The organism is Salinibacterium sp. SWN248 (assembly GCF_015864575.1).
GTDB lineage: Bacteria > Actinomycetota > Actinomycetes > Actinomycetales > Microbacteriaceae > Rhodoglobus.
The window spans coordinates 1,899,753-1,920,282 of sequence record NZ_JADYWW010000001.1 but is presented as its reverse complement, the minus strand read 5'-3'; the positions used below and the strand labels follow the sequence as shown (position 1 = coordinate 1,920,282).

Genomic DNA, 20,530 nt, shown 5'->3' with positions numbered 1-20,530 from the left:
CTCAGTCTTGCTGGGTGTTCGGCCCGCGGTCGCTGAGCGTTCTCGCACAATCGTCAACAACGCCGAATGCGGTGCGTAATGTTTCGCAGAACACGAACGGCGGCGTGCGGCGGAGCGCGCGACTTACTCACTATCGCCGTGGTCGGTAACGTCAGGAAGGTGAAGGCAGATGCTTAAGAACAAAAACTCCGGTCTCAAGGATCCTGAACTGTACGAGTTGTTGAGGGATGACGGCGCTTCCGCGGAGAAGGCGGCTCGCATCTCTAACGCTGCCGCGCGGGACGGGCGTTCCGAGGTGGGACACCGCGGGGGAGAGGCAGGTTCCTATGACGATTGGACCGTGGCAGATCTTAGGAAGAGAGCCCGCGAGCTGGGACTCCAGGGGTATTCGGCGCTCAGGAAGGCTGAATTGATCGAGTTACTTCGTTCGCACTGACAACCCTGCAGGGCAACGAAATGCTGCAGGCAGCGAAATGATGCCGGCGCGCGACGAGCTAACTAGTCTGGGGGAGTGACCCCACAAGCAGAGTCTTACTATCTCCGACACGATTCCACCCATTTCGAGTCGACGATTCACGCGCAGGGTGCGTGGAATCCGCACGAGCAGCACATGGCTCCGGTCGCCGGTATTCTGGCGCACGTCCTTGAAGCGTTTGAGGCACGCGAAGGCCTCCGCATCGCTCGCATTAGTTACGAGATCTTGGGTCTCATCCCTGCCGGCGACTTCGAGATCGTGGCGTCGGTGGTGCGACCAGGGCGAACAATTGAACTAGTGCAGGCGGAGCTCAGTGCGGGCGGCCGCGTTGCCGTGCGCGCGACGGCGTGGCGTCTCCAAATTTCGGATACCTCAGAGGTTGAGGGAATCGTTGACCAACGGATGCCCGGCCGTGAGCTCGCGGGGGAGCCAGTGAACCTCTCCGAGTGGCCCGGCGGCTACATCCAATCGATTGAAGCGCGGGCGCTCTCCGAACATGTCGCCGGCAGCGGCCGGGTGTGGTTGCGCACCCCTTATCCCTTGCTCGCTGATGAGCCGGTGAGCGACTTTGCTCGGTTGGCTGGCCTCGTTGACACAAGCAACGGCATCGCAACTCGCGTTAAGCCGGGGGCGGGTGGATATGCCTTCCCCAACGTCGACCTGCAGGTGCACTTGTACCGACTGCCGGCTGGTGAGTGGCTTGGTCTCGAGAATGCGGTGAACTTTGGCTCGGATGGCATTGGCCTAACCTCCACGGTGCTCCACGACGAGCAGGGGCCGTTCGGTCGCGCCGAGCAAATCTTGACGCTGCGTAAGGTCTAGCGTTCCCGAGCGCGCGCCTGCGGCGAGAGTTTTCTCGCTACCCCTTGCGCTGATTTTCCCGCTGCCATAATATGCAACCAAATGGTTGTATATGAATTGACAGACTCCGAAGTTGACGCGATGTTCCGCGCCCTCGCCGATGCCACCCGACGTGACATCGTCGATCGCGTGTTGCACGAAAATGCTTCAGTGTCGCGTCTCGCCGAGCGCTACGACATGAGTTTCGCCGCAGTGCAAAAGCACGTGGCCGTCCTGCAGGCAGCAGGGTTGGTGACAAAGTCCCGACAGGGTCGCGAGCAGATTGTCAGCGGCAATCTCGCGTCCATTCATCACATCCAAAAGCTTCTTTCTCACTTCGAAGCGGTGTGGAAGCAGCGTGCACTGCAAATGGCTGACGTGTTGCGGGATGACGCAACCACTGAGGCACCACCGAGCCCCACGAGTTCAGGGACTCGGGTCGATATCCCTCACGACTAAAGAAATGGTGAAGCAATGAACGTCACAACTCACACTGATCCTGAAGCACTCACCCTGACGACGACCACCGAACTTGCCGCGTCTCTTGAACGCACTTGGCAGCTGGTGAGCGATCCGCGTCAGCTCGAGCGCTGGTGGGGGCCGCCCGAGTGGCCGGCAACTTTCGTGCGCTACGAGTTTGTGCCGGGTGGGCGCGCTCATTACTTCATGCAAGGTCCTGATGGTGAGCGAATGCACGGTATGTGGCGCATCTTGTCGATTACCGAGCCGCGCGAAGTTTCCATCGAAGATGAGTTTGCGGATGACCAGGGCGAACCCTCTGGGGATATCGGTGTCACGACCGCTCTCCTTACCTTCGAGCCCATTGACGGCGGCACCCGGCTGACGATCCTGTCAGGCTTCGAGTCAGCAGAGCAGCTCGAAGAGATGGTGAAGATGGGTATGGAAGAAGGCATGCGAGAGGCTATCGGCCAGATCGACGCCCTGCTCGCCGCAGACTAAGAGGAGGCTTCTCGGGTCATCAAGAAACAGTGTTCGTATCGGCCCCAAGAATGTCGGCACTTCGAGGACGCACCACGATGAATCCGACAGCCTGTAGCTCGCCCGTGCTGCGAGCAAACTGGACTAACCGCGCGGTCTGGGCATGCCGATGGGCAGTGCTCTGGCGCTCCGGTGTGCCGTCACTGGGTAGGGTGGAGGATGACTCTTCTTGGGGTCGAGCAGCAGGGTAGTTGAGTGCCCCGAGAGGATTTGTAGCGTGAAAAACAGCGGCCAGCCACAGTCGAACCGAGCTCCACGGGGCCGCCGCAAGTATTCTCGCAAGCAACTCGGCATGTTGCTCGGCGGTCTCGGCGCGCTGGTGCTGCTCACCGTCGCGTTCGTAGCCGGGGCCCAGGCAAACTCCGGATCGTCAACGCCTCAGGCATTGCCGTCGGTCTCCGCCGAAGAGGGCAGCGAGCCCACGATCGACTTGGCGCGTCGAATCGAAGGAGACCCCACGGCAATGGGAGCGATTGATGCTCCCGTCGTGCTCGTCGAATATGCGGACTATCGCTGTCCGTTCTGCGGTGTGTTGTCGCGCGAGACGCTCCCTGAGCTGATCAGCGAATACGTCGACGCTGGGCAGCTGCGCATCGAATGGCGCGATTACCCCATTTTTGGTGAAACCTCGGTGATGGCGGCTGTTGCAGCCCACGCGGCGGGCGAGCAAGGTCTTTTTTGGGAATACAACACAGCGGTGTATGAATCGGCGCCCGAAACGGGACATCTCGAGATTGACCGAGAAAAGCTTCTTGCGTACGCCCGCGACATTGGGGTTCCTGACCTTGCTCAGTTTGAGGCAGACCTCAGCAGTCCGGCTCTGATTGCTCGGGTTCAAGCGAACGTTTCCGAAGCGCAGCAAATTGGTGTCTCGAGTGTGCCGTCCATCGTGATCGACGATGTGCCGATTGCGGGTGCTCAGCCTCTTCAGGTGTTCCGTGACGTGATAGATGAGCAACTCCGATTGGCCGGCCAGTAACGGTGGACATCGGATACGCCGGGGCGTTCATCGGCGGGTTATTTGCGCTCTTGAGCCCGTGCTCGGTCATGCTGCTGCCGGCGTTTTTTGCCTATGCGTTTGGTTCAGCGGCAAAGCTTTTCGCCCGAACGGGGTTGTTCTTTGGTGGTTTAGTGACCACGTTGGTTCCGCTGGGAGTGTTCTCGGCCACGCTGGGGTCACTCGTTAATGAGCATCGCGGTGCTCTCGTGGTTGGCGCTGCAATCGTGGTGATCGTCGCTGGAGCAATTCAGCTGTTCGGCATCCCGATTCCCGGTTTCAGCCGAACCGAAAAAGCGGATGCCGCGACGGATCGAACCTCTGCAGTTTCCGTTTTCGCCCTCGGCATGGTCTACGCGGTCGCCGGTGTCTGCGCTGGCCCCATCCTTGGTTCGGTGCTTGCGGTTGCGGCTCTGAGTGGAAACGCTGCCTACGGCGCCATCATGCTAACGCTCTATGCGCTCGGGCTCACGGTGCCTCTACTCGTGCTTGCTGCGGTGTGGAAGCGGGTGGGATCTCGTGGGCGTTCCTGGCTGCGTCCGCGCACGCTCACGATCCGCAACTGGTCACACTCGTGGACCATGATTATTTCTGGCGCGCTCACGATCGGGATCGGCGTCCTTCTGCTGGTCAGCGACGGAACCGCGTCGCTGGGCGGTTTCGTCCCGATTACCGCTCAGTACCGTGCAGAGTCATGGGCCGCCACAACGGGCGCGAGCATCGATAACGTGGTGTTCTTGCTCGGGGTGGTTGCGGTGTCTGCCTCTGCCGCTGTAGTTGTGTGGCTAGTGTCACATCGGGCTCGCTCGGAGGCGCAACATCAGGCTCAAGCGCACGCGGGGGCGCCCGAGGATCGGACTGAGGCGAGCTAAAGCTCGGTCATCCATTCGTCGCCGGTGTCTGCGCTGTCTCGGCCGCGTAGCTTCTCGAGCTCGCGTCGCTCACGTTTGGTGGGACGACCGGCGCCGCGATCACGCATCGGTGCGAAGGCACGCTCTTCGCGAGTGGGCGGTGGGGGAGTCTCGTCGACATAGCTCTCGGCAGCGGTCACCGCCGAAACGCGCTTCACGATGGTCTGTTTGACGACCAACATGCGGTCGAATCCGGCGATACGAACGCGCACTTGGTCACCGACTTTTACAGCTTGCGCTGCCTTTACGCTCGCTCCACCAATCTTTACGTGGCCAGCACGGCACGCGGTGGTCGCTTGAGAACGAGTCTTGTAGACGCGCACCGCCCACAACCAGCTGTCAACGCGAACTGTTCCGGCAGCCATTAGACGGAGGCGAGTTCAGTTTTCCACTGCACGAGTCGCTGCACAGTGGCGCTGGTGTCCGCGGCGAGTGTGAGCATGGTGTCTTCGGGAACAAAGAAGTTGATTGCTAAGAAACCGCGCACGGTCTCCGAGGGGTCGTCGGCGAGCATCCGAAGAACGTCGCAGGGAGCGTATTCGTTACGAGCCACACAGGCGCGCACCCCGTCGTCAGTATCACGGGCGAGCGTTTCGAACACGTCGATGGGCGTGTTGTGGTTACTCGCGGCACTCTCGCGAATTTTCGGATTCGGGTCGGCCGCCAGTATGCGGATCCTCGCGATTTTGCTCGCGGTTACCTCGGGCGCAGGGTGAAGTTCCGCTGCTTCCTCGGCCGTGAGCATCGAGGGGGCCATTGCTCGCATTTGTTCCCGCTGGGCTGGGGTATTGAAGCGGATGCATGACATGCATTCAAGGGTACGCCTGCGTCGCGACAAGTTTGCGTTGCATTCGCGGCATTTTGCGTGCGGATGCTGGCTAGACTCAGAGGGTGGCCACCCGTAGTTCACCCGAGATCAGCGATCGTGTGTGGACTGTGCCCAATGTCTTGAGCTTCATCCGGCTCGCGTTGGTTCCGGTCTTCTTATATCTGATCATTTCTGCCCAAGACGCCTTGGCTTTGATCGTTCTTGTGTTCTCCAGTCTGAGCGACTACCTCGATGGCGTGATTGCTCGTCGTTTCAACCAAATCACGCGGCTCGGCCAGTTGCTTGATCCGGCCGCCGACCGACTGTTTATTTTTGCCGCGTTGATTGGTCTCGCCGCGCGCGACGTCATCCCCTGGTGGATGTTCTTGGTTATCGTCGGGCGCGACATCATGCTGGTGATTTTGGGAATCATCTCGGCGAACTACGGTTTTGGCCCGCTACCGGTGCACCATTTGGGCAAAGTTGCCACGGCGGCACTGTTCTATGCGTTGCCGATTCTGATGCTGGGCCAAGCTTTCCCGGCTATCGCCGGGGTCACTGATCCAATCGGGTGGGCGTTCGCGCTCTGGGGCGCGTTCTTGTATTGGTGGGCTGGCTTCATTTATGTTGCGCAATCCGTCCGTATTTCTCGTCTTCCGAGGGTCTGAGTTGTGTTCTGATCCGATACGCTGGTCAGTCAGGGAGGTTTGCGATGGTTGAGTCAATGAATAATGGTCACGGCGCCGACGTAGAGTCGGCAAATGAGACGTCCGCGCAGCCTATTGTCGAGCGGATCGACACCACTGCTACGTACAGTCACGAGTTTGCGGCGCAGGTAGCCGCTATGGGTGTTGACGTTTCCGTCGACGAGCAAGACGCGATCGCGGCCTTGCCTTCGGGTTCTGCGCTGTTGATTGTCCGTCGCGGCCCGAATGTGGGTGCCCGTTTCCTCTTAGACGCTGACGTCACTACGGTGGGCCGTCACCCTGAGGCCGATATTTTTCTTGACGATGTCACGGTCTCCCGTCGTCATGTCGAGTTCTTGCGTGCGGGCACAGCCTTTGAGGTCAAAGACCTCGGCTCACTCAACGGCACCTATCTTGGCGGCGACCGCATTGAGTCCACTGCTGTTCTTCGCGACCGCGCTGAGGTCCAGATCGGCAAGTACAAGCTCACGTTTTATCCTTCGCGTCGCGATCTTGCGCCGGCGGCTGGTAATTAGTGGCTGGGGTCGCGCGTCAAACGCGTTCAACTCCTGCACCAGCGCTTCTGAGCATTGGGCAGGTTCTTGCCAAGCTCAGTCCTGAGTTTCCAGATCTAACTCCCTCAAAACTGCGCTTTCTTGAAGAGCGCAAGTTGGTGTCCCCGGCGCGTACTGCTTCGGGTTACCGCAAGTTTTCTTCGGCAGACATGGAGCGCTTGCGCTTCGTTCTTACGATGCAGCGTGACCACTATCTTCCGCTGAAGATCATTCGTGGCTATTTAGAAGAGATGGATGCCGGGCGCACGCCTGAGCTTCCTGGCGGGGCGGTTGCTGCCGCATCCATGTTGTCGGCCGAGCGCAAGCTCACGCGTGAGGAGCTGATCCGCGAAGCCGGCGCCAGCCCCATGCTGTTGGGCGATGCTATTTCGTCCTCTCTCATTGTGGCCTCCGACGTTTTTGGTGAAGATGCCCTTGCGGTTCTCAAGTCGCTTGTAGAGCTCCAACGCAGCGGTATTGAGCCGCGACACCTTCGTGGCTTCCGCGCGGCGGCAGAGCGGGAGCTGGGGCTGATCGAGAGTGCTCTTATGCCGGTTGCTCGTCGCAAGGATGCGTCGAGCCGTGCTCGTGCAGCGGAGATGGCGCGAGAAATTGCGGGCCAGTTGGAGATTGTTCGAAGCAGTCTTATCCGATCCGCACTCAGCCGGTTGGATTCGTAGTACGGTCGATCTGTTGACCGTTTTTCGGCTCGCACCGAACGCGGTTTCGCGAGGTTGGCCCAGTTTTACCCGACTGATTCCGACACGCCGCCGATTTTTTGCGAATGTCGTTGATAGAGGCAGTGCGCGTGACTACCGTGGGGTAACACGAAACACTAAGCGTCAACTTCAACATGAAGGTTCGTTGTTTTCGTGCTGATCAATCAGAACTAAAGGGGCAAAGCCATGAGTGAAGTGAACCGTAGCGAAGAGTCACGCTACGATCTTGGGCTCCTCTTTACTGACGGAATGCCAGACCTCGACGACAACTCTGGCTACCGTGGCGCCGTCGCTGCCCGTGCGGCCGGTATTAGCTATCGTCAGCTCGACTACTGGGCTCGCACCCAGCTCGTTGAACCCACAGTCCGCAGCGCGGCAGGGTCAGGTTCGCAGCGACTCTATGGCTTTCGCGACATCTTGGTGCTCAAGCTTGTTAAGCGCCTTCTCGACACGGGAATCTCGCTTCAGCAGATCCGTATCGCCGTCAACCAACTTCGTGAGTCAGGCATTCACGACCTCGCGCAGACCACTCTGATGAGTGACGGTGCCGGTGTCTATTTGTGCACGTCAAACGACGAAGTTATTGACCTCGTCAGCCGCGGCCAGGGTGTCTTTGGCATCGCAGTAGGCAAGGTCCTGCGTGAGGTCGAAACAAGCCTCATCGACCTCGACACGGTCAAGGGTGAAGACCCTATGGATGAGTTGGCTAAGCGCCGCGCCTCCCGCGCTTCCTAGACAGCGCTCGCCAGAGCCTAGACAGCGCTCGCCAGAGCCTCTTTGGGCTCGCTATAACAGCCGCGGCCTTACGCCGGCTTCGGTGGAGCCGAATGTGCGCTACTGGCCGTTGCTGTATTCGCCCATGCGTGCCGCACGCATGACGCGATCAAGGAGCTGGTCAAAGTAGCGTGCCATTTCTTGAGCGCTCTCGCCTGGCCACACATGGAGCGGCTTTGCGGCACCCTGTGCCTGCTGAAGCGATGTGCGCTCGGGGAGCTGTGGTGACAGCACGAGCGGTCCAAACATGTCGCGTAGTTCTTTGATGCGGAACTGGTGCTCAAGCGACTGCGAACGCAGTCGGTTCACGATGAGGCCGAGCGGCTGAAGGCGAGGGGAGAGTCCGCGGCGGATTTCTTCAATCGCGCGGAGGGCTCGGTCGGCAGCCGCAACGGAGAACAGGCCGGGTTCGGTAACAATCGCTACACGATCGCTGGCAGCCCACGCGGTGCGGGTGAGCGCGTTGAGAGATGGTGCACAGTCAATGAGCACGAGGTCGTAGTCAGCTTCAACATTGGCAAGGGCTTCTTCAAGCTTCCAAATATCGCGGATGCTGGGGTGCGGTCCGTCGAAGTTGATGGCGGACGGTGAACCGATCAGCACATCCACTTTGCCGGGACGGCCCCTGGTCCAGCCACTCGGCGCGATCGCGGCACGCACGATCTTCTCCTTCGGAGACGCGAGCACGTCAGCCACATTGAGGTGACCGGCGACATCAATGTCCATTCCGGTCGAAACATCGGACTGGGGATCAAGGTCGACGACGAGAGTTCGAAGACCGCGAGCGAAAGCTGCCGAAGCGAGCCCAAGCGTGACGGTCGTCTTTCCCACGCCCCCCTTGAGGGAGCTAACGCTAAGTACGTGCACGAGTAACGACGATACCTTCACTACTGTTAAGAAACCTAAAACACCGCCAACTTTTGCGCACCCTTGAGGAAACTGCCAGAGTTCAATCACTCTAGGCTTGGTTTTTGTCAGGAAGGACCGAATGTTTAAGAAGATTCTCGTTGCCAACCGAGGTGAGATTGCTATCCGCGCAATGCGTGCGGCTGTCGAGCTCGGGGCAAGAACTGTGGCCGTTTTCCCTTACGAAGACCGAAATTCGGTTCATCGTCTGAAAGCTGATGAGGCGTACCAGATCGGTGAGGAGGGGCATCCTGTCCGCGCATACCTCGATGTTTCGGAGATTATTCGCGTCGCCAAAGAATCCGGCGCTGACGCGATCTACCCCGGTTACGGCTTTCTCTCGGAGAATCCTGACCTCGCTCGCGCTGCGGCGGAAGCGGGAATCACTTTCATCGGACCGCCAACCCGGGTGCTCGAGATGGCCGGCAACAAGGTCACGGCCAAGGAACACGCAATTGCAGCGGGAGTTCCCGTTCTCAAGTCCACTCCGGCCAGCACCGATCTCGATGAACTCATCGCGGGTGCCAACGAGATTGGTTTCCCGGTCTTCGCCAAGGCTGTAGCCGGCGGCGGAGGGCGCGGTATGCGCCGTGTCGAGAAGAAGGAAGATTTGCGCGGCGCCCTCGAAGAGGCAATGCGTGAAGCTGACAGCGCTTTCGGTGACCCCACGATGTTTGTTGAGCAGGCGGTTGTTCGCCCTCGCCACATCGAAGTCCAAATTCTCGCTGATGCCCATGGCGGCACCATCCACTTGTTCGAGCGCGACTGCTCGGTTCAACGTCGTCACCAGAAGGTTGTCGAGATCGCACCGGCACCAAACCTCGACGAAGACACGCGTCAAGCGATGTACCGCGATGCGATCGCTTTTGCGAAGTCAATTGACTACGTCAACGCCGGCACAGTCGAGTTCTTGCTCGACACGGCGGGGGAGCGCAAGGGCGAGCACGTCTTCATCGAGATGAACCCGCGCATCCAGGTTGAGCACACGGTGACCGAAGAAGTCACCGATGTTGACCTCGTGCAATCGCAGATGCGAATCGCGTTTGGGGAGTCCCTCGACGAGCTGGGGCTGCGTCAAGACGAGCTCAAGCTGCGTGGAGCGGCGCTGCAGTGCCGCATCACGACCGAAGACCCGGCCAGCGGGTTCCGACCCGACACCGGCAAAATCACGACCTACCGCTCGCCTGGCGGTGCCGGCATCCGTCTGGATGGTGGAACGGTTTCTGCTGGTTCACAGATTTCTCCGCACTTCGACTCGATGCTCGTCAAGATGACGTGCCGTGGACGCGACTTCGCGTCGGCTGTGCGTCGCGCCCGCCGTGGACTCGCTGAGTTCCGCCTTCGCGGAGTGACCACGAACATCCCGTTCCTTCAGGGTGTGCTCGATGACCCCGAGTTCATTGCGGGCGATTTGAGCACCGCGTTCATTGACGAGCGCCCGTGGCTCGTCAACTCGCATCGCTCCAAGGACCGCGGAACAAAGATCCTCACGTGGTTGGCCGATGTGACGGTCAACCAGCCCAATGGCGATGGCGCTGGCATCATCAGCCCGCAATTGAAGCTGCCCGAGGTCGATCTTTCGGTAGAAGCTCCGGCGGGGTCGCGTCAGCGTTTGTTGGAGCTCGGCCCGGCCGGGTTCGCCTCGGCTCTCCGCGAGCAGAAGTCGCTTGCCGTGACCGAAACCACTTTCCGCGACGCCCACCAGTCGTTGCTCGCCACTCGAGTGCGTACTCGTGACCTTGTCGCGGTAATGCCACACGTAGCTCGTATGACGCCAGAATTGCTCTCGGTCGAAGCATGGGGTGGAGCAACGTATGACGTGGCTCTGCGCTTCCTCGCTGAAGACCCGTGGGAGCGTCTCGCGTCCATGCGCGAAGCTCTGCCGAACGTGGCGATCCAGATGCTGTTGCGCGGTCGCAATACGGTTGGCTACACGCCGTATCCGACCGAAGTTACGGATGCCTTCGTACGTGAGGCCGCCGATACCGGTGTCGATATCTTCCGCATCTTTGACGCGCTCAACGATGTTTCGCAGATGCGACCGGCGATCGATGCTGTGCTGAACACGGGCACTGCTGTTGCTGAAGTTGCCCTCTGCTACACGGGTGACTTGCTTGACCCGAATGAGGATCTCTACACGCTCGACTACTACCTCACGCTTGCCGACCAGATCATGGAGAGCGGCGCCCATGTGCTCGCGATCAAGGACATGGCTGGTCTCTTGCGGGCGGAAGCCGCTGAGAAGCTTGTAACGGCCTTGCGTGAGCGTTTCGATGCTCCGGTGCACGTTCACACTCACGACACGGCAGGCGGCCAACTGGCTACCCTGCTGGCGGCATCCCGTGCCGGCGCAGACGCAGTGGATGTCGCGAGCGCTCCCATGGCAGGAACGACAAGCCAGCCATCCATGTCGGCTTTGGTCGCGGCTCTCGCCCACACCGAACGCGACACGGGCATCTCGCTTGACGCCGTCTCCGATCTTGAGCCCTACTGGGAGGCAGTGCGTCACGCCTACGCGCCGTTCGAATCGGGCCTTCCCGGTCCGACAGGGCGGGTCTACCACCACGAAATTCCTGGTGGTCAACTGTCGAACCTGCGTCAGCAAGCGATTGCGCTGGGTCTCGCTGACCAGTTCGAGACAATCGAGAACCTTTACGCTGCGGCCAACAAGATGCTCGGCCGTCCGCCGAAGGTCACCCCGTCGTCGAAGGTCGTCGGTGACCTTGCGCTGGCTCTAGCAGCGGCGCACGCCGATCCTGCTGACTTCGAAGAGAACCCCGACAAGTACGACATCCCTGATTCGGTGATTGGCTTCATGGCTGGCGAGTTGGGCGAACTGCCCGGTGGCTGGCCTGAGCCCTTCCGCTCGAAGGTGCTGAAGGGGCGCAACGTCAAGATCGGCATTGAGGAAATCAGTGCTGACGATCAGGCCGCGCTCGATGGTGAACCTCAGGAACGACGCTCAGCGCTCAACCGGTTGCTGTTCGCTGGGCCCACCCAGATCTTTGAGACGGCGCGCGAAACCTATGGCGACTTGTCGGCCCTCGATAGCAAGGATTACCTCTACGGCATCCAGCAGGGTCACGAGCACGTTGTCGAGATCGAGAAGGGCGTGCAATTGTTCGTCGGTCTCGAAGCGATCGGTGAAGCTGACGAGAAGGGTATGCGCACAGTAATGGCGACCCTTAATGGCCAGTTGCGTCCGGTGTTCATTCGCGATCAGAGCATCAAGGTCGACTCGACCGCGGCTGAGAAGGCTGATGCGTCTAAGCCTGGACACGTCGCGGCACCGTTCTCCGGTGTCGTCACGTTGCAGGTAGAAGAGGGCGCAACCGTTGCCGTTGGCGACACTGTGGCTTCGATCGAAGCGATGAAGATGGAAGCCGCAATCACGGCATCCGTTGCCGGAACGGTCAAGCGATTGGCCATTCCGAAGACGCAGCAGGTAGACGGCGGCGACTTGCTTGTGGAAATCGAACCCAGCTAATCCGCAGAAGTTTGTAGGGTAGGGACGTGATCGTTGTAAGCACATCGGTCACGTCTCGCTCGTTAACGCGGTAAAGTGGTGTGTTTGCTTTCTGGAGGGGATCGATACGTGACTACGAAGCGCAATGAACCTGATGTGCAGCCGTCCGTCGACGAGCGCGATACGTCGACCGATCACGATGCGAAGGAGTCGACAGTCGAGCAGGCTCCGAACCCCGATAACGTGACGTTCACGCTCTCGCTGCCGGTCGCTGTTCGCGAGACGCCCGAGCATGAAGCTGCCGTGGCGATCGACGATGTTGCTGTCAACGCTCATCAAGTGGATGTCGCAACCATGGCAACCACCACAATTACGTTTGCGCCGGAGTCGGTCGTGACTATCCCGCCCGAGTCCGTGCCCGAGGTGGCCGTTATTCCGGAGCTGCCACCGGCAGACCGCCCGACGACTCGTCGCGGTCGCCAGCGCACCGAGGTTCGCGCGACGACGCCAGAGACGGCGACCATGCTGACCGCTGAGCGCCTCATCAAGCCTGGCAAGAAGAATCGCACCGCAGCACCCGAGGGATTCTTCCAAGAACTCGTTTACGCTGCGACGTTCCATCTTGTGAACCTCGGCGATTCGTACCGCGTGAAAGAGCGCAAGGCTCTTGAGGCTCGTGTTACCAAGACTTTCGTCGGTGGAACGCGTTTCGTCCCTGTTCTCACCCGCAAGGGCGGGGTGGGTAAGACCACCATCACAGCCCTTCTTGGAATGGCGTTGGCAGATACCCGCGAGGACCGCATTATTGCGATCGACGCCAACCCCGACCGCGGAACGCTTGCCGAGCGAATCGATAAGCAAACCCGTGCAACGGTTCGCGATGTCGTGATGCGTGCGGAGTCGCTCCACACGTTTAGCGAATTCCAAACAGTGGTGTCTCGTGACGAGACTCGTCTCGACGTGTTGGCCTCCGACACTGACCCGCACGTGTCAGAGGCGTTTGACGAAAACGACTACAACGTCGTTGCCGATATGGCCGAACGTTTCTATTCGGTCGCCATCACTGACTGTGGAACCGGAATTGTTCACTCGGTTATGCGGGCAACGCTGCAGCGTGCTGACTCGATTGTCATCGTTTCCGGTGGCAGCGTCGACGAAGCGCGTCTCGCATCAGAGACTCTCACGTGGCTCGAATCCAATGGGCACGAAGATCTCGTCAAGAACGCTGTCGTGGCTATCAACACCGCCACTCAGGGCACCAACTTGGTGAAGCTTGAGGAGATCGAGGCTCACTTCAAGTCGCGCGTTCGTGAGATCGTTCGCGTGCCCTACGACCCCAGCTTGGCTACGGGATCGGTCGTTCACTACCGTGACCTCAACCGGTTGACCAAGGCTGCTGCTCGCGAACTCGCGGCGGTTGTCATGGACGGTCTTCCCGCAGTTCGGGCTAACTGACACTATGGCTGTTCGTGAGATTCGCCTGTTTGGCGATCCCGTCCTTCGCTCAGCATGCGATCCCATTGTTATCGGTGATGCCCGTGCCGCTGCGCTCATCGACGACCTCATTGAGACGGTCAAGCTGCCCGGCCGCGCCGGGCTCGCCGCTAACCAAATCGGCGTCGGCTTGCGTGCATTCAGCTACAACATCGATCGCGATATCGGCTACATCATCAACCCGGTGCTTGCCGAAGTCTCGGGGGAGTCGGAGCTGGTGGATGAGGGCTGCTTGTCTGTGCCCGGGTTCTATTTCCTGCGTCGCCGCTATCCCTTCGCCAGAGTGACCGGAGTCAATCTCGCGGGCGAGCCTGTTGAGCTCAGCGGCGAAGGGCTTATGGCTCAGGCGCTGCAACACGAGACCGATCATCTCGATGGCCATTTGTATATCGAGGGCCTCGAACCTGAGGCTAAGCGCGAAGCGATGCGCGCCATCCGTCAGGCACCCTGGTACTAAACCTCGCCCGCGTCACGCGCCCTCTCGCTTCGAGAAAGGGCGTGTAATCGAGTGCGCCCGCTAGCGCATGCTGTGGGGGATCTACGCGACAAAGGCCCCGCCATACTTGCGTATGACGGGGCCTTCAACGTTTGTCGTGCTACTTCAGTGAGATTCCTTCTGTCGCCGGCGAGTTTGAGTACAGTGACTCGATCACATCGGCGAAGTCAGCCAGAATCACATTGCGCTTGATGCTCATCTTGGGCGTCAGGTGACCGCTCTCCTCGGTGAGGTCCGCATCGAGGATGTGGAACTTACGAATCGACTCGGCACGAGAGACGCGGGAGTTTCCCACGTCGATCGCACGCTGGACTTCGGCGAGGACGGCGGGATTTTTCGCCGCCTGCTCCAACGTCCAGGTTGCGTCGAGCCCATTGTTGGCGAGCCACACGGGCAGCATTTCTTCATCAAGAGTGACAAGGGCCGAAATGAACGGACGCTGTTCACCCACGACGATTACCTGGCCGATGATCGGGTTTGCGCGGATGGGGTCTTCGAGTGCTGCGGGAGCAACGTTCTTACCTCCGGCGGTCACAATGATTTCCTTCTTGCGACCGGTGATCTCGAGGTATCCATCTTCGTCGAACTGACCGATGTCTCCGGTCTTGAACCAGCCGTCTTCAAAGACGTCGTCGGTGGCAGCCTGGTTGTTCCAGTACCCCTCGAAGACGCACACGCCCTTGGCCTGAATCTCGCCGTCTTCGGCAATCCGCACCGAAACGCCGGGGAGCGGCGGGCCGACCTTGCCGATTTTGAAGTTCGACGGCTTGTTCACCGAAATCGGCGCGGTGGTCTCGGTGAGCCCATAACCCTCGAGGATCGTGAGGCCGAGGCTGCGGTAGAAGTGACCGAGACGCAATCCGAGAGGCGCGGATCCGGAGACCGCGTACTTGACGCGCCCGCCGAGTGCTGCGCGAATCTTGGAGAGCACGAGACGGTCGAAGACAGCGAATTGGATCTTGAGACCCAGAGGCACGTGTCCCTCATCGAGTGCCTTCGAGTGTGCGATCGCGACATCGGCAGCCTTGCGGAAGATCTTGCCCTTGCCGCCAGCTTCGGCCTTCTGCTCGGAAGAGTTGTAGACCTTTTCGAATACCCGCGGCACAGCCAGGAGGAACGTCGGCTTGAACGACGCCATCGAGGGCAGCAGCAACTTGGTGTCAGGCTGGTGGCCGACCTTGACGCCGCCGTGGACGCAGAGGATCGAGATGAAGCGAGCAAAGATGTGCGCTGTCGTAATAAAGAGCAGCGTGCTCGAATCGGGGTTGACGACCTCGGGGATCGCCTTTTGCGAGTTGCGGCACAGCTCAACAAAGTTGGAGTGCGTGATGATGCAGCCCTTGGGCTTTCCAGTAGTTCCCGAGGTGTAGATCAGCGTCGCGAGATCGGAGCCCTTGGCCAGATTGCGGCGACGTTCGATCTCGTCGTCACTAACGTCGGTACCCGACTTGGCGAGTTTGTCGAGGTCTCCCAAATCGATCTGCCACAGATTGGCGATGTCCGGCACGTCGGCACGAATCTCGTCGAAGCGCGCGAAGTGATCGGGCGTTTCCGTGATCATCCCTGTTGCGCCGGAGTCCGTGATGTTCCACAGAATCTGGCTGGGCGAGCTGGTCTCGTAAATTGGCACGAGCACTGCGCCCGCAAACCAAGTCGCGAAGTCAATGAGCGTCCACTCATAGCGGGTCTTGCACATGAGGCCAATTTTGTCGCCGGGCTCAATGCCAGCAGCGACGAGTCCCTTGGCCAGGGCTTTCACTTGGGTAAGAAACTCTGACGAAGTCACATCGCTCCAGCCGCCATTGGCGGTGGGGAGCGAGAACAACGCGTTATTGGGTGTGGCCGCAACGCGATCCATCAAAAGATCGGTGGCGTTTGCTTCCGGGTCAGCCTCAACTAGGGCTGGTACATCAAACTGTTTCACGGCAACTCCTTTGGCACCGGTAGGTGGTCTACTCCACTCTAGCGAGGTCAGGCACGCCTAACCACGTGCGCATTGGCGCGGGAGAAAATTTGCACCTGTTTGTGGGGTACGTTCCGGCAAACGGTAGAGTGGGGAGTCCCGCGACGAGGAATTGAGGTGCCATGTTCTATTGGTTTATGAAGAATCTGGTTGCCGGTCCCATTTTGAAGACCGTCTTCCGTCCGTGGGTTTCCGGTCTGGAGAACGTCCCGCGCAAGGGTGGCGTCATTCTGGCTAGCAATCATCTGTCGTTCATCGACTCGGTGTTCTTGCCGCTCATCATGGACCGCCGCATCTTCTTTCTCGCCAAGAGTGACTATTTCACTGGCCGTGGCATCAAGGGCTGGCTCTCGCGTGCCTTCTTCAATGGCACGGGCATGTTGCCGATCGACCGTTCCGGTGGAAAAGCATCGGAAGCATCCTTGAACACGGGCTTGGCCGTTTTGGCTCGCGGAGAGGTGCTCGGCATCTATCCCGAGGGAACGCGCAGCCCCGACGGAAAGATGTATCGCGGCCGCACCGGCGTCGCACGCATGATTCTTGAAGGCCACGTGCCTGTTGTTCCCGTCGCCATGATCGACACCGAAAAAGTGATGCCGATCGGCACGAAGATCCCTCGTATGGGCCGCATCGGAATTGTGTTCGGTGAGCCCCTCGACTTCAGCCGTTTCGAAGGGATGGAGGGTGACCGGTTCATCCTTCGTTCGATTACTGACGAGATCATGTATGAACTCAACCGCATCAGCGGTCAAGAGTACGTCGATGTCTACGCAACATCAGTGAAGGATCGCGCCGCTCGTCGGTAGCAGCCGGTCGGTTATGCGCTGCAACACCTCGCCGTGGAGCGGTGCCGTAACGGTGACACTCAGCACCCACTTGTGCCGGTAGGCTCGTAGTGGGTCACAAACCCGTTCATTTTCGCAGTAATTGTATGAAGGAAACTCCTCGTGGTCGACCCGTCAGAACCAGTCGTGCTCGCTGATCCCGCCGTGCTTGCGGGGCTAGACAACTGGCGCACCCTCCCCATCAAGCAGCAGCCGCAATGGCCGGATGCCGACGCCGTAGGCGAAGCCTCCAGCAAGATTGCGTCGCTGCCGCCCCTCGTTTTCGCGGGCGAAGTAGATCGTCTGCGTACGCGTCTCGCGCGCGCCGCTCAGGGTGAGGCGTTCTTGCTGCAAGGCGGTGACTGCGCCGAGACTTTCGCAGGCGCGACCGCGCAGCAGATCAGCGATCGTGTTAAAACGATTCTGCAGATGGCTGTTGTCCTCACGTATGGCGCTTCGAAGCCCATCGTGAAGATGGGCCGCATGGCTGGCCAGTTTGCTAAGCCTCGCTCGAGTGATTCTGAGACGCGCGGCGACGTGACGTTGCCGGCCTACCGCGGCGACATCGTCAATGGTTACGACTTCACGCCGGAGTCTCGCACTGCTGACCCCGCCCGTCTGGTTGAGGGTTACCACACGGCAGCCTCGACGCTGAACCTTATCCGTGCGTTCACGCAGGGTGGCTTTGCTGACCTTCGCCAGGTGCACTCGTGGAACAAGGGCTTCGCTGCTAACCCGGCGAATCGCCAGTACGAAAGTCTCGCTAAAGAGATCGACAAGGCTGTGCGCTTCATGGAGGCGGCAGGCGCTGACTTCGATGAGCTCAAGCGCACCGAGTTCTACTCGAGTCACGAGGGCCTCCTCATGGACTACGAGCGTCCGATGACGCGCATTGATTCGCGCACTGGCACGCCGTACAACACGAGCGCCCACTTCTTGTGGATCGGGGAGCGCACGCGCGACCTCGATGGTGCTCACATTGACTACTTCTCGCGACTGCGTAACCCGATCGGCGTCAAGCTCGGTCCGACTACGACGCCCGAGACCATGAAGCAGCTCATCGACAAGCTTGACCCTGAGCGCGAGCCCGGCCGTCTGACCTTCATTACCCGCATGGGTGCTGGCAAGGTTCGCGATGCGCTTCCGCCGCTGCTTGAGGCCATCAAGGAGATGGACGCGACGCCGCTGTGGATCACCGACCCGATGCACGGCAACGGGCTCACCACACCCACTGGCTACAAGACACGTCGCTTTGACGATGTTGTTGATGAGGTCAAGGGCTTCTTTGAGTCGCACCGCGCTGCGGGAACCTACCCCGGCGGTATCCACATTGAGCTCACCGGCGACGATGTCACGGAGTGCCTGGGCGGTTCGGAGCAGATCGATGAGGCTACTCTCGCAACTCGCTACGAGTCGCTGTGTGACCCGCGACTCAACCACATGCAGTCGCTTGAACTCGCTTTCTTGGTAGCCGAGGAGCTTCGCGCTTTCTAGCATCACTGAAAACGCCCGCCATCCCCACACTCTCTCAGGAGAGCGTCACGGGTGGCGGGCGTTTTTCGTGGTGTAGCGAGCCACAGCCCACTTGGCGCAGTGGCGGGAACCTTAGCTAGATCTGCGGACCGTAAACGGTGACTTCAGAGCCGCGCTTGATCGCCTCGCCCGCCGACGGGTCAGTGCCGGAAACTATGGCGAGGCCGGAACCCCAGAACCCCTGAGGCAGGTCGGTCTCGACGTTGACGATGAAGTCGAGTTCCTCGAGCTCTGCGATGGCACCGTTGATTGTCTCTCCGGAAACGTCGGGAACCTGCACGAGGTCAGGGCCCTTCGAGGTGATGAGAGTCGCAGTGTCGCCTTCGCGGAATGTGCGGGGAACACCCTCCGCATTCTTTTCTGAGTCGATGGCTACGACGCTGCCTTCTTGGCAATCGCTAAACACTTCGATGCCGGTCTCCGCGTTCAGCCCGACGCCGGCAAGGGTCTGCGTTGCTTCGTCGACGGTAGAGCACGTGACATCGGGCAGCGAGCCTGCGGAGATGACGAGGGTTACGTCTTGAAGCTCACCGTAGTTTTCGGCTCCGAGAATTGATGCGGAGTCTGCACCAAGTACATCAACGACTAGGCCCGCGGCGATATCGCTGTCGAACTGTTTGATGATGGGCTCTACGAGAGTGAAGGGGGCTGCTTCGATAGCAGCGCGCGCTTCTTCTTCCGTCATTCCAGCGAAGTCAGGCACAGCGAGCGGGCGCGGACCTTGCGAGATCAGTAGCTGCACGGGAGAGCCATTCGGCACACTCGCACCTACTTCTGGGGCTGAGTTCGCCACAAGATCGACCGCGACCACGGGGTCGAAGGTTTCGCCAAGTTCATCACTGACAACAAGTCCGAGATCTTCCAAGATTGCTTGGGCTTCTTCAGGCGTTGCGTTGCGGATGCTGTCAGGAATCGTGACTTGTGAGCCTGGGCCAGCCCCGAAGTACCAGCCAGCACCGGCTGCACCGCCGACGAGTAGAACGATGAGGATGAGCAGCCACCAGCCGCGTGACTTTCGTTTCGTGGCACGTGTCGACAGGGTGGTGGTGTTCTCGGACACTTGGGTAGGAGCCGGAGCTGCAACCTGCTGAAGTTCTGCGCCGAACACCTGGGTGTCTGCCGTCGAGTTCTGTGGTTCTTCCGCCGGCGCGCTCGGGAGCACCATCGTTCGCTGTACTGCGGTGGATGCCGTGGGCGGCAGGGCGGTCATGAGCGAGCTGTGCGTTTGGTACAGCTGGTCGAGCAGCACGCGTGCGTCTTTGGGGCGGTCGTCCGGCTCGCGCGCGGTAGCCCACAGTACGAGGTCGTCGAGTTCGGCGGGCACCAGGTGGTTGCGTGAACTCGGGCTCGGCACGGCGTCATTGGCGTGCTGGTAAGCGATCTGCATGGGCTGCTCGCCTTTGAATGGCTGCTCGCCTACGAGCATTTCGTACATCATGATGCCGACGGCGTAGATGTCGCTGCGGGTGTCTGCCAGTCCACGAGTCACAAGTTCGGGGGAGAGATACGCGATTGTGCCGAGCAATGAGGCGCCGGTGGCGGTGTTGGCGCTAGCGGCGCGCGCTAGTCCGAAGTCAGCGATCTTGATGCGGCCGTCGTCGGCGAGCAAGACGTTCTCTGGTTTGAGGTCGCGGTGAACGATGCCAGCTTTGTGGGCGGCGGCGAGGCCGGCGAGCACGGCTTCCATAATGTCGAGCGTCTGCTCGGTAGTGAGGATGCGGTGTTCGAGCAGCAGGTCGCGCAGCGTGATGCCAGGCAGGTATTCCATCACCAAGTAGGCCATATCGCTGTCTTGACCTTGATCGAAGACGTTGACGACGTTGGGGTGGGCTAGCCGCGCTGAGGATCGAGCCTCTTGAACGAAGCGTTCCTTGAACTTACTGTCGTCAGCAAGGTGACCGTGCATTACCTTGATGGCGACTTTGCGCTCGAGACGTTGGTCAGTGGCAAGGTACACGGTTGCCATGCCGCCGCGCGCGATCCGCGAACGAATCTGATACCGACCGTCGAGCAGACGGCCGATCATCGGATCAGTAGAGTTCGCATTCACCTTCAGAGTCTAAAGTTCTGAGCTTCGAGAGTGCC

20 protein-coding genes are annotated in these 20,530 nt (G+C 60.0%); 15 read left to right on the top strand and 5 right to left on the bottom strand.

Annotated elements, in window-relative coordinates:
• Positions 1-169 precede the first annotated feature (169 nt).
• The 6 genes from I6E73_RS09190 (at position 170) to I6E73_RS09165 (ending at position 4,183) form a co-directional block, all read left to right on the top strand.
• On the top strand, positions 170-436 hold the full coding sequence (locus tag I6E73_RS09190) for a Rho termination factor N-terminal domain-containing protein (RefSeq protein ID WP_197124732.1): 267 nt from the start codon (positions 170-172) through the stop codon (positions 434-436).
• Positions 437-511: 75 nt separating this feature from the next.
• Entirely contained in the window at positions 512-1,297 is a 786-nt protein-coding gene (locus I6E73_RS09185; RefSeq protein ID WP_197124730.1) for a thioesterase family protein, read from the top strand.
• A gap of 81 nt (positions 1,298-1,378) precedes the next feature.
• Complete coding sequence (locus I6E73_RS09180) at positions 1,379-1,774, top strand: helix-turn-helix transcriptional regulator (RefSeq protein WP_197124728.1); 396 nt, start codon at positions 1,379-1,381, stop codon at positions 1,772-1,774.
• A gap of 15 nt (positions 1,775-1,789) precedes the next feature.
• Positions 1,790-2,275 (top strand): SRPBCC domain-containing protein, encoded by a 486-nt coding sequence (locus I6E73_RS09175; RefSeq protein ID WP_197124726.1) that lies wholly within the window; start codon positions 1,790-1,792, stop codon positions 2,273-2,275.
• Between the two features lie 256 nt (positions 2,276-2,531).
• Positions 2,532-3,293 (top strand): thioredoxin domain-containing protein, encoded by a 762-nt coding sequence (locus I6E73_RS09170; protein ID WP_197124724.1) that lies wholly within the window; start codon positions 2,532-2,534, stop codon positions 3,291-3,293.
• A gap of 2 nt (positions 3,294-3,295) precedes the next feature.
• Positions 3,296-4,183: a cytochrome c biogenesis CcdA family protein gene (locus tag I6E73_RS09165; protein ID WP_197124722.1), complete on the top strand. Its 888-nt coding sequence runs from the start codon at positions 3,296-3,298 to the stop codon at positions 4,181-4,183.
• On the opposite strand, the gene I6E73_RS09160 is transcribed toward I6E73_RS09165, so the two are convergent.
• Positions 4,180-4,587, bottom strand: a complete 408-nt coding sequence (locus I6E73_RS09160; RefSeq protein WP_197124720.1) for an RNA-binding S4 domain-containing protein — start codon at positions 4,585-4,587, stop codon at positions 4,180-4,182. The two genes, I6E73_RS09165 and I6E73_RS09160, sit on opposite strands and share 4 nt — an antisense overlap.
• Entirely contained in the window at positions 4,587-5,030 is a 444-nt protein-coding gene (locus I6E73_RS09155; protein WP_197105502.1) for a hypothetical protein, read from the bottom strand. The genes I6E73_RS09160 and I6E73_RS09155 overlap by 1 nt, the downstream gene beginning before the upstream one ends.
• A gap of 83 nt (positions 5,031-5,113) precedes the next feature.
• On the opposite strand from I6E73_RS09155, the gene I6E73_RS09150 reads away from it, so the two are divergent.
• From I6E73_RS09150 to I6E73_RS09135, 4 genes are all read left to right on the top strand, one after another.
• Positions 5,114-5,698: a CDP-alcohol phosphatidyltransferase family protein gene (locus I6E73_RS09150; RefSeq protein WP_197105503.1), complete on the top strand. Its 585-nt coding sequence runs from the start codon at positions 5,114-5,116 to the stop codon at positions 5,696-5,698.
• A 44-nt stretch (positions 5,699-5,742) separates the two neighbouring features.
• Positions 5,743-6,252, top strand: coding sequence for an FHA domain-containing protein (locus I6E73_RS09145; RefSeq protein WP_197124718.1), 510 nt, complete (start codon positions 5,743-5,745; stop codon positions 6,250-6,252).
• Complete coding sequence (locus I6E73_RS09140) at positions 6,252-6,950, top strand: MerR family transcriptional regulator (RefSeq protein WP_197124716.1); 699 nt, start codon at positions 6,252-6,254, stop codon at positions 6,948-6,950. The genes I6E73_RS09145 and I6E73_RS09140 overlap by 1 nt, the downstream gene beginning before the upstream one ends.
• Before the next feature lie 225 nt (positions 6,951-7,175).
• The gene (locus tag I6E73_RS09135) at positions 7,176-7,724 is read left to right on the top strand and encodes a MerR family transcriptional regulator (protein ID WP_197105506.1); all 549 of its coding nucleotides are present in this window, start codon (positions 7,176-7,178) and stop codon (positions 7,722-7,724) included.
• Between the two features lie 99 nt (positions 7,725-7,823).
• Here the strand turns inward: I6E73_RS09135 and I6E73_RS09130 are convergent, their stop codons facing one another.
• Complete coding sequence (locus I6E73_RS09130; RefSeq protein WP_197105507.1) at positions 7,824-8,630, bottom strand: ParA family protein; 807 nt, start codon at positions 8,628-8,630, stop codon at positions 7,824-7,826.
• 121 nt (positions 8,631-8,751) lie between these two features.
• Between I6E73_RS09130 and I6E73_RS09125 the strand changes: the two genes are divergently transcribed.
• From I6E73_RS09125 to I6E73_RS09115, 3 genes are all read left to right on the top strand, one after another.
• Positions 8,752-12,156 carry a pyruvate carboxylase gene (locus tag I6E73_RS09125; RefSeq protein WP_197105508.1) on the top strand — a complete coding sequence of 1,135 codons (3,405 nt, stop codon included), beginning with the start codon at positions 8,752-8,754 and terminating at the stop codon, positions 12,154-12,156.
• A gap of 108 nt (positions 12,157-12,264) precedes the next feature.
• Entirely contained in the window at positions 12,265-13,590 is a 1,326-nt protein-coding gene (locus I6E73_RS09120; protein WP_197105509.1) for a MinD/ParA family protein, read from the top strand.
• 4 nt (positions 13,591-13,594) lie between these two features.
• Positions 13,595-14,086 carry a peptide deformylase gene (locus I6E73_RS09115; RefSeq protein ID WP_197124714.1) on the top strand — a complete coding sequence of 164 codons (492 nt, stop codon included), beginning with the start codon at positions 13,595-13,597 and terminating at the stop codon, positions 14,084-14,086.
• 139 nt (positions 14,087-14,225) lie between these two features.
• On the opposite strand, the gene I6E73_RS09110 is transcribed toward I6E73_RS09115, so the two are convergent.
• Positions 14,226-16,049 (bottom strand): long-chain fatty acid--CoA ligase, encoded by a 1,824-nt coding sequence (locus I6E73_RS09110; protein ID WP_197124712.1) that lies wholly within the window; start codon positions 16,047-16,049, stop codon positions 14,226-14,228.
• A gap of 161 nt (positions 16,050-16,210) precedes the next feature.
• Between I6E73_RS09110 and I6E73_RS09105 the strand changes: the two genes are divergently transcribed.
• Together I6E73_RS09105 and I6E73_RS09100 are read left to right on the top strand one after the other, a co-directional pair.
• A complete protein-coding gene (locus I6E73_RS09105; protein WP_197105512.1) occupies positions 16,211-16,894 on the top strand; it encodes a 1-acyl-sn-glycerol-3-phosphate acyltransferase in 684 nt (227 codons plus the stop codon).
• A gap of 141 nt (positions 16,895-17,035) precedes the next feature.
• Positions 17,036-18,406, top strand: a complete 1,371-nt coding sequence (locus tag I6E73_RS09100; RefSeq protein ID WP_307783887.1) for a class II 3-deoxy-7-phosphoheptulonate synthase — start codon at positions 17,036-17,038, stop codon at positions 18,404-18,406.
• 115 nt (positions 18,407-18,521) lie between these two features.
• On the opposite strand, the gene pknB is transcribed toward I6E73_RS09100, so the two are convergent.
• Positions 18,522-20,495 (bottom strand): Stk1 family PASTA domain-containing Ser/Thr kinase, encoded by a 1,974-nt coding sequence (pknB, locus tag I6E73_RS09095; RefSeq protein ID WP_197124710.1) that lies wholly within the window; start codon positions 20,493-20,495, stop codon positions 18,522-18,524.
• Positions 20,496-20,530: the final 35 nt, after the last annotated feature.

What these genes read in the sequence shown, in the direction of transcription:
- I6E73_RS09190 (WP_197124732.1), top strand. Translation starts at nt 170, where the DNA reads ATGCTTAAGAACAAAAACTCCGGTCTCAAGGATCCTGAACTGTACGAG.
- I6E73_RS09125 (WP_197105508.1), top strand. Translation starts at nt 8,752, where the DNA reads ATGTTTAAGAAGATTCTCGTTGCCAACCGAGGTGAGATTGCTATCCGC.
- I6E73_RS09115 (WP_197124714.1), top strand. Translation starts at nt 13,595, where the DNA reads ATGGCTGTTCGTGAGATTCGCCTGTTTGGCGATCCCGTCCTTCGCTCA.
- I6E73_RS09155 (WP_197105502.1), bottom strand. Translation starts at nt 5,030, where the DNA reads ATGTCATGCATCCGCTTCAATACCCCAGCCCAGCGGGAACAAATGCGA.
- I6E73_RS09175 (WP_197124726.1), top strand. Translation starts at nt 1,790, where the DNA reads ATGAACGTCACAACTCACACTGATCCTGAAGCACTCACCCTGACGACG.
- I6E73_RS09105 (WP_197105512.1), top strand. Translation starts at nt 16,211, where the DNA reads ATGTTCTATTGGTTTATGAAGAATCTGGTTGCCGGTCCCATTTTGAAG.
- I6E73_RS09145 (WP_197124718.1), top strand. Translation starts at nt 5,743, where the DNA reads ATGGTTGAGTCAATGAATAATGGTCACGGCGCCGACGTAGAGTCGGCA.
- I6E73_RS09160 (WP_197124720.1), bottom strand. Translation starts at nt 4,587, where the DNA reads ATGGCTGCCGGAACAGTTCGCGTTGACAGCTGGTTGTGGGCGGTGCGC.
- I6E73_RS09180 (WP_197124728.1), top strand. Translation starts at nt 1,379, where the DNA reads ATGGTTGTATATGAATTGACAGACTCCGAAGTTGACGCGATGTTCCGC.
- I6E73_RS09135 (WP_197105506.1), top strand. Translation starts at nt 7,176, where the DNA reads ATGAGTGAAGTGAACCGTAGCGAAGAGTCACGCTACGATCTTGGGCTC.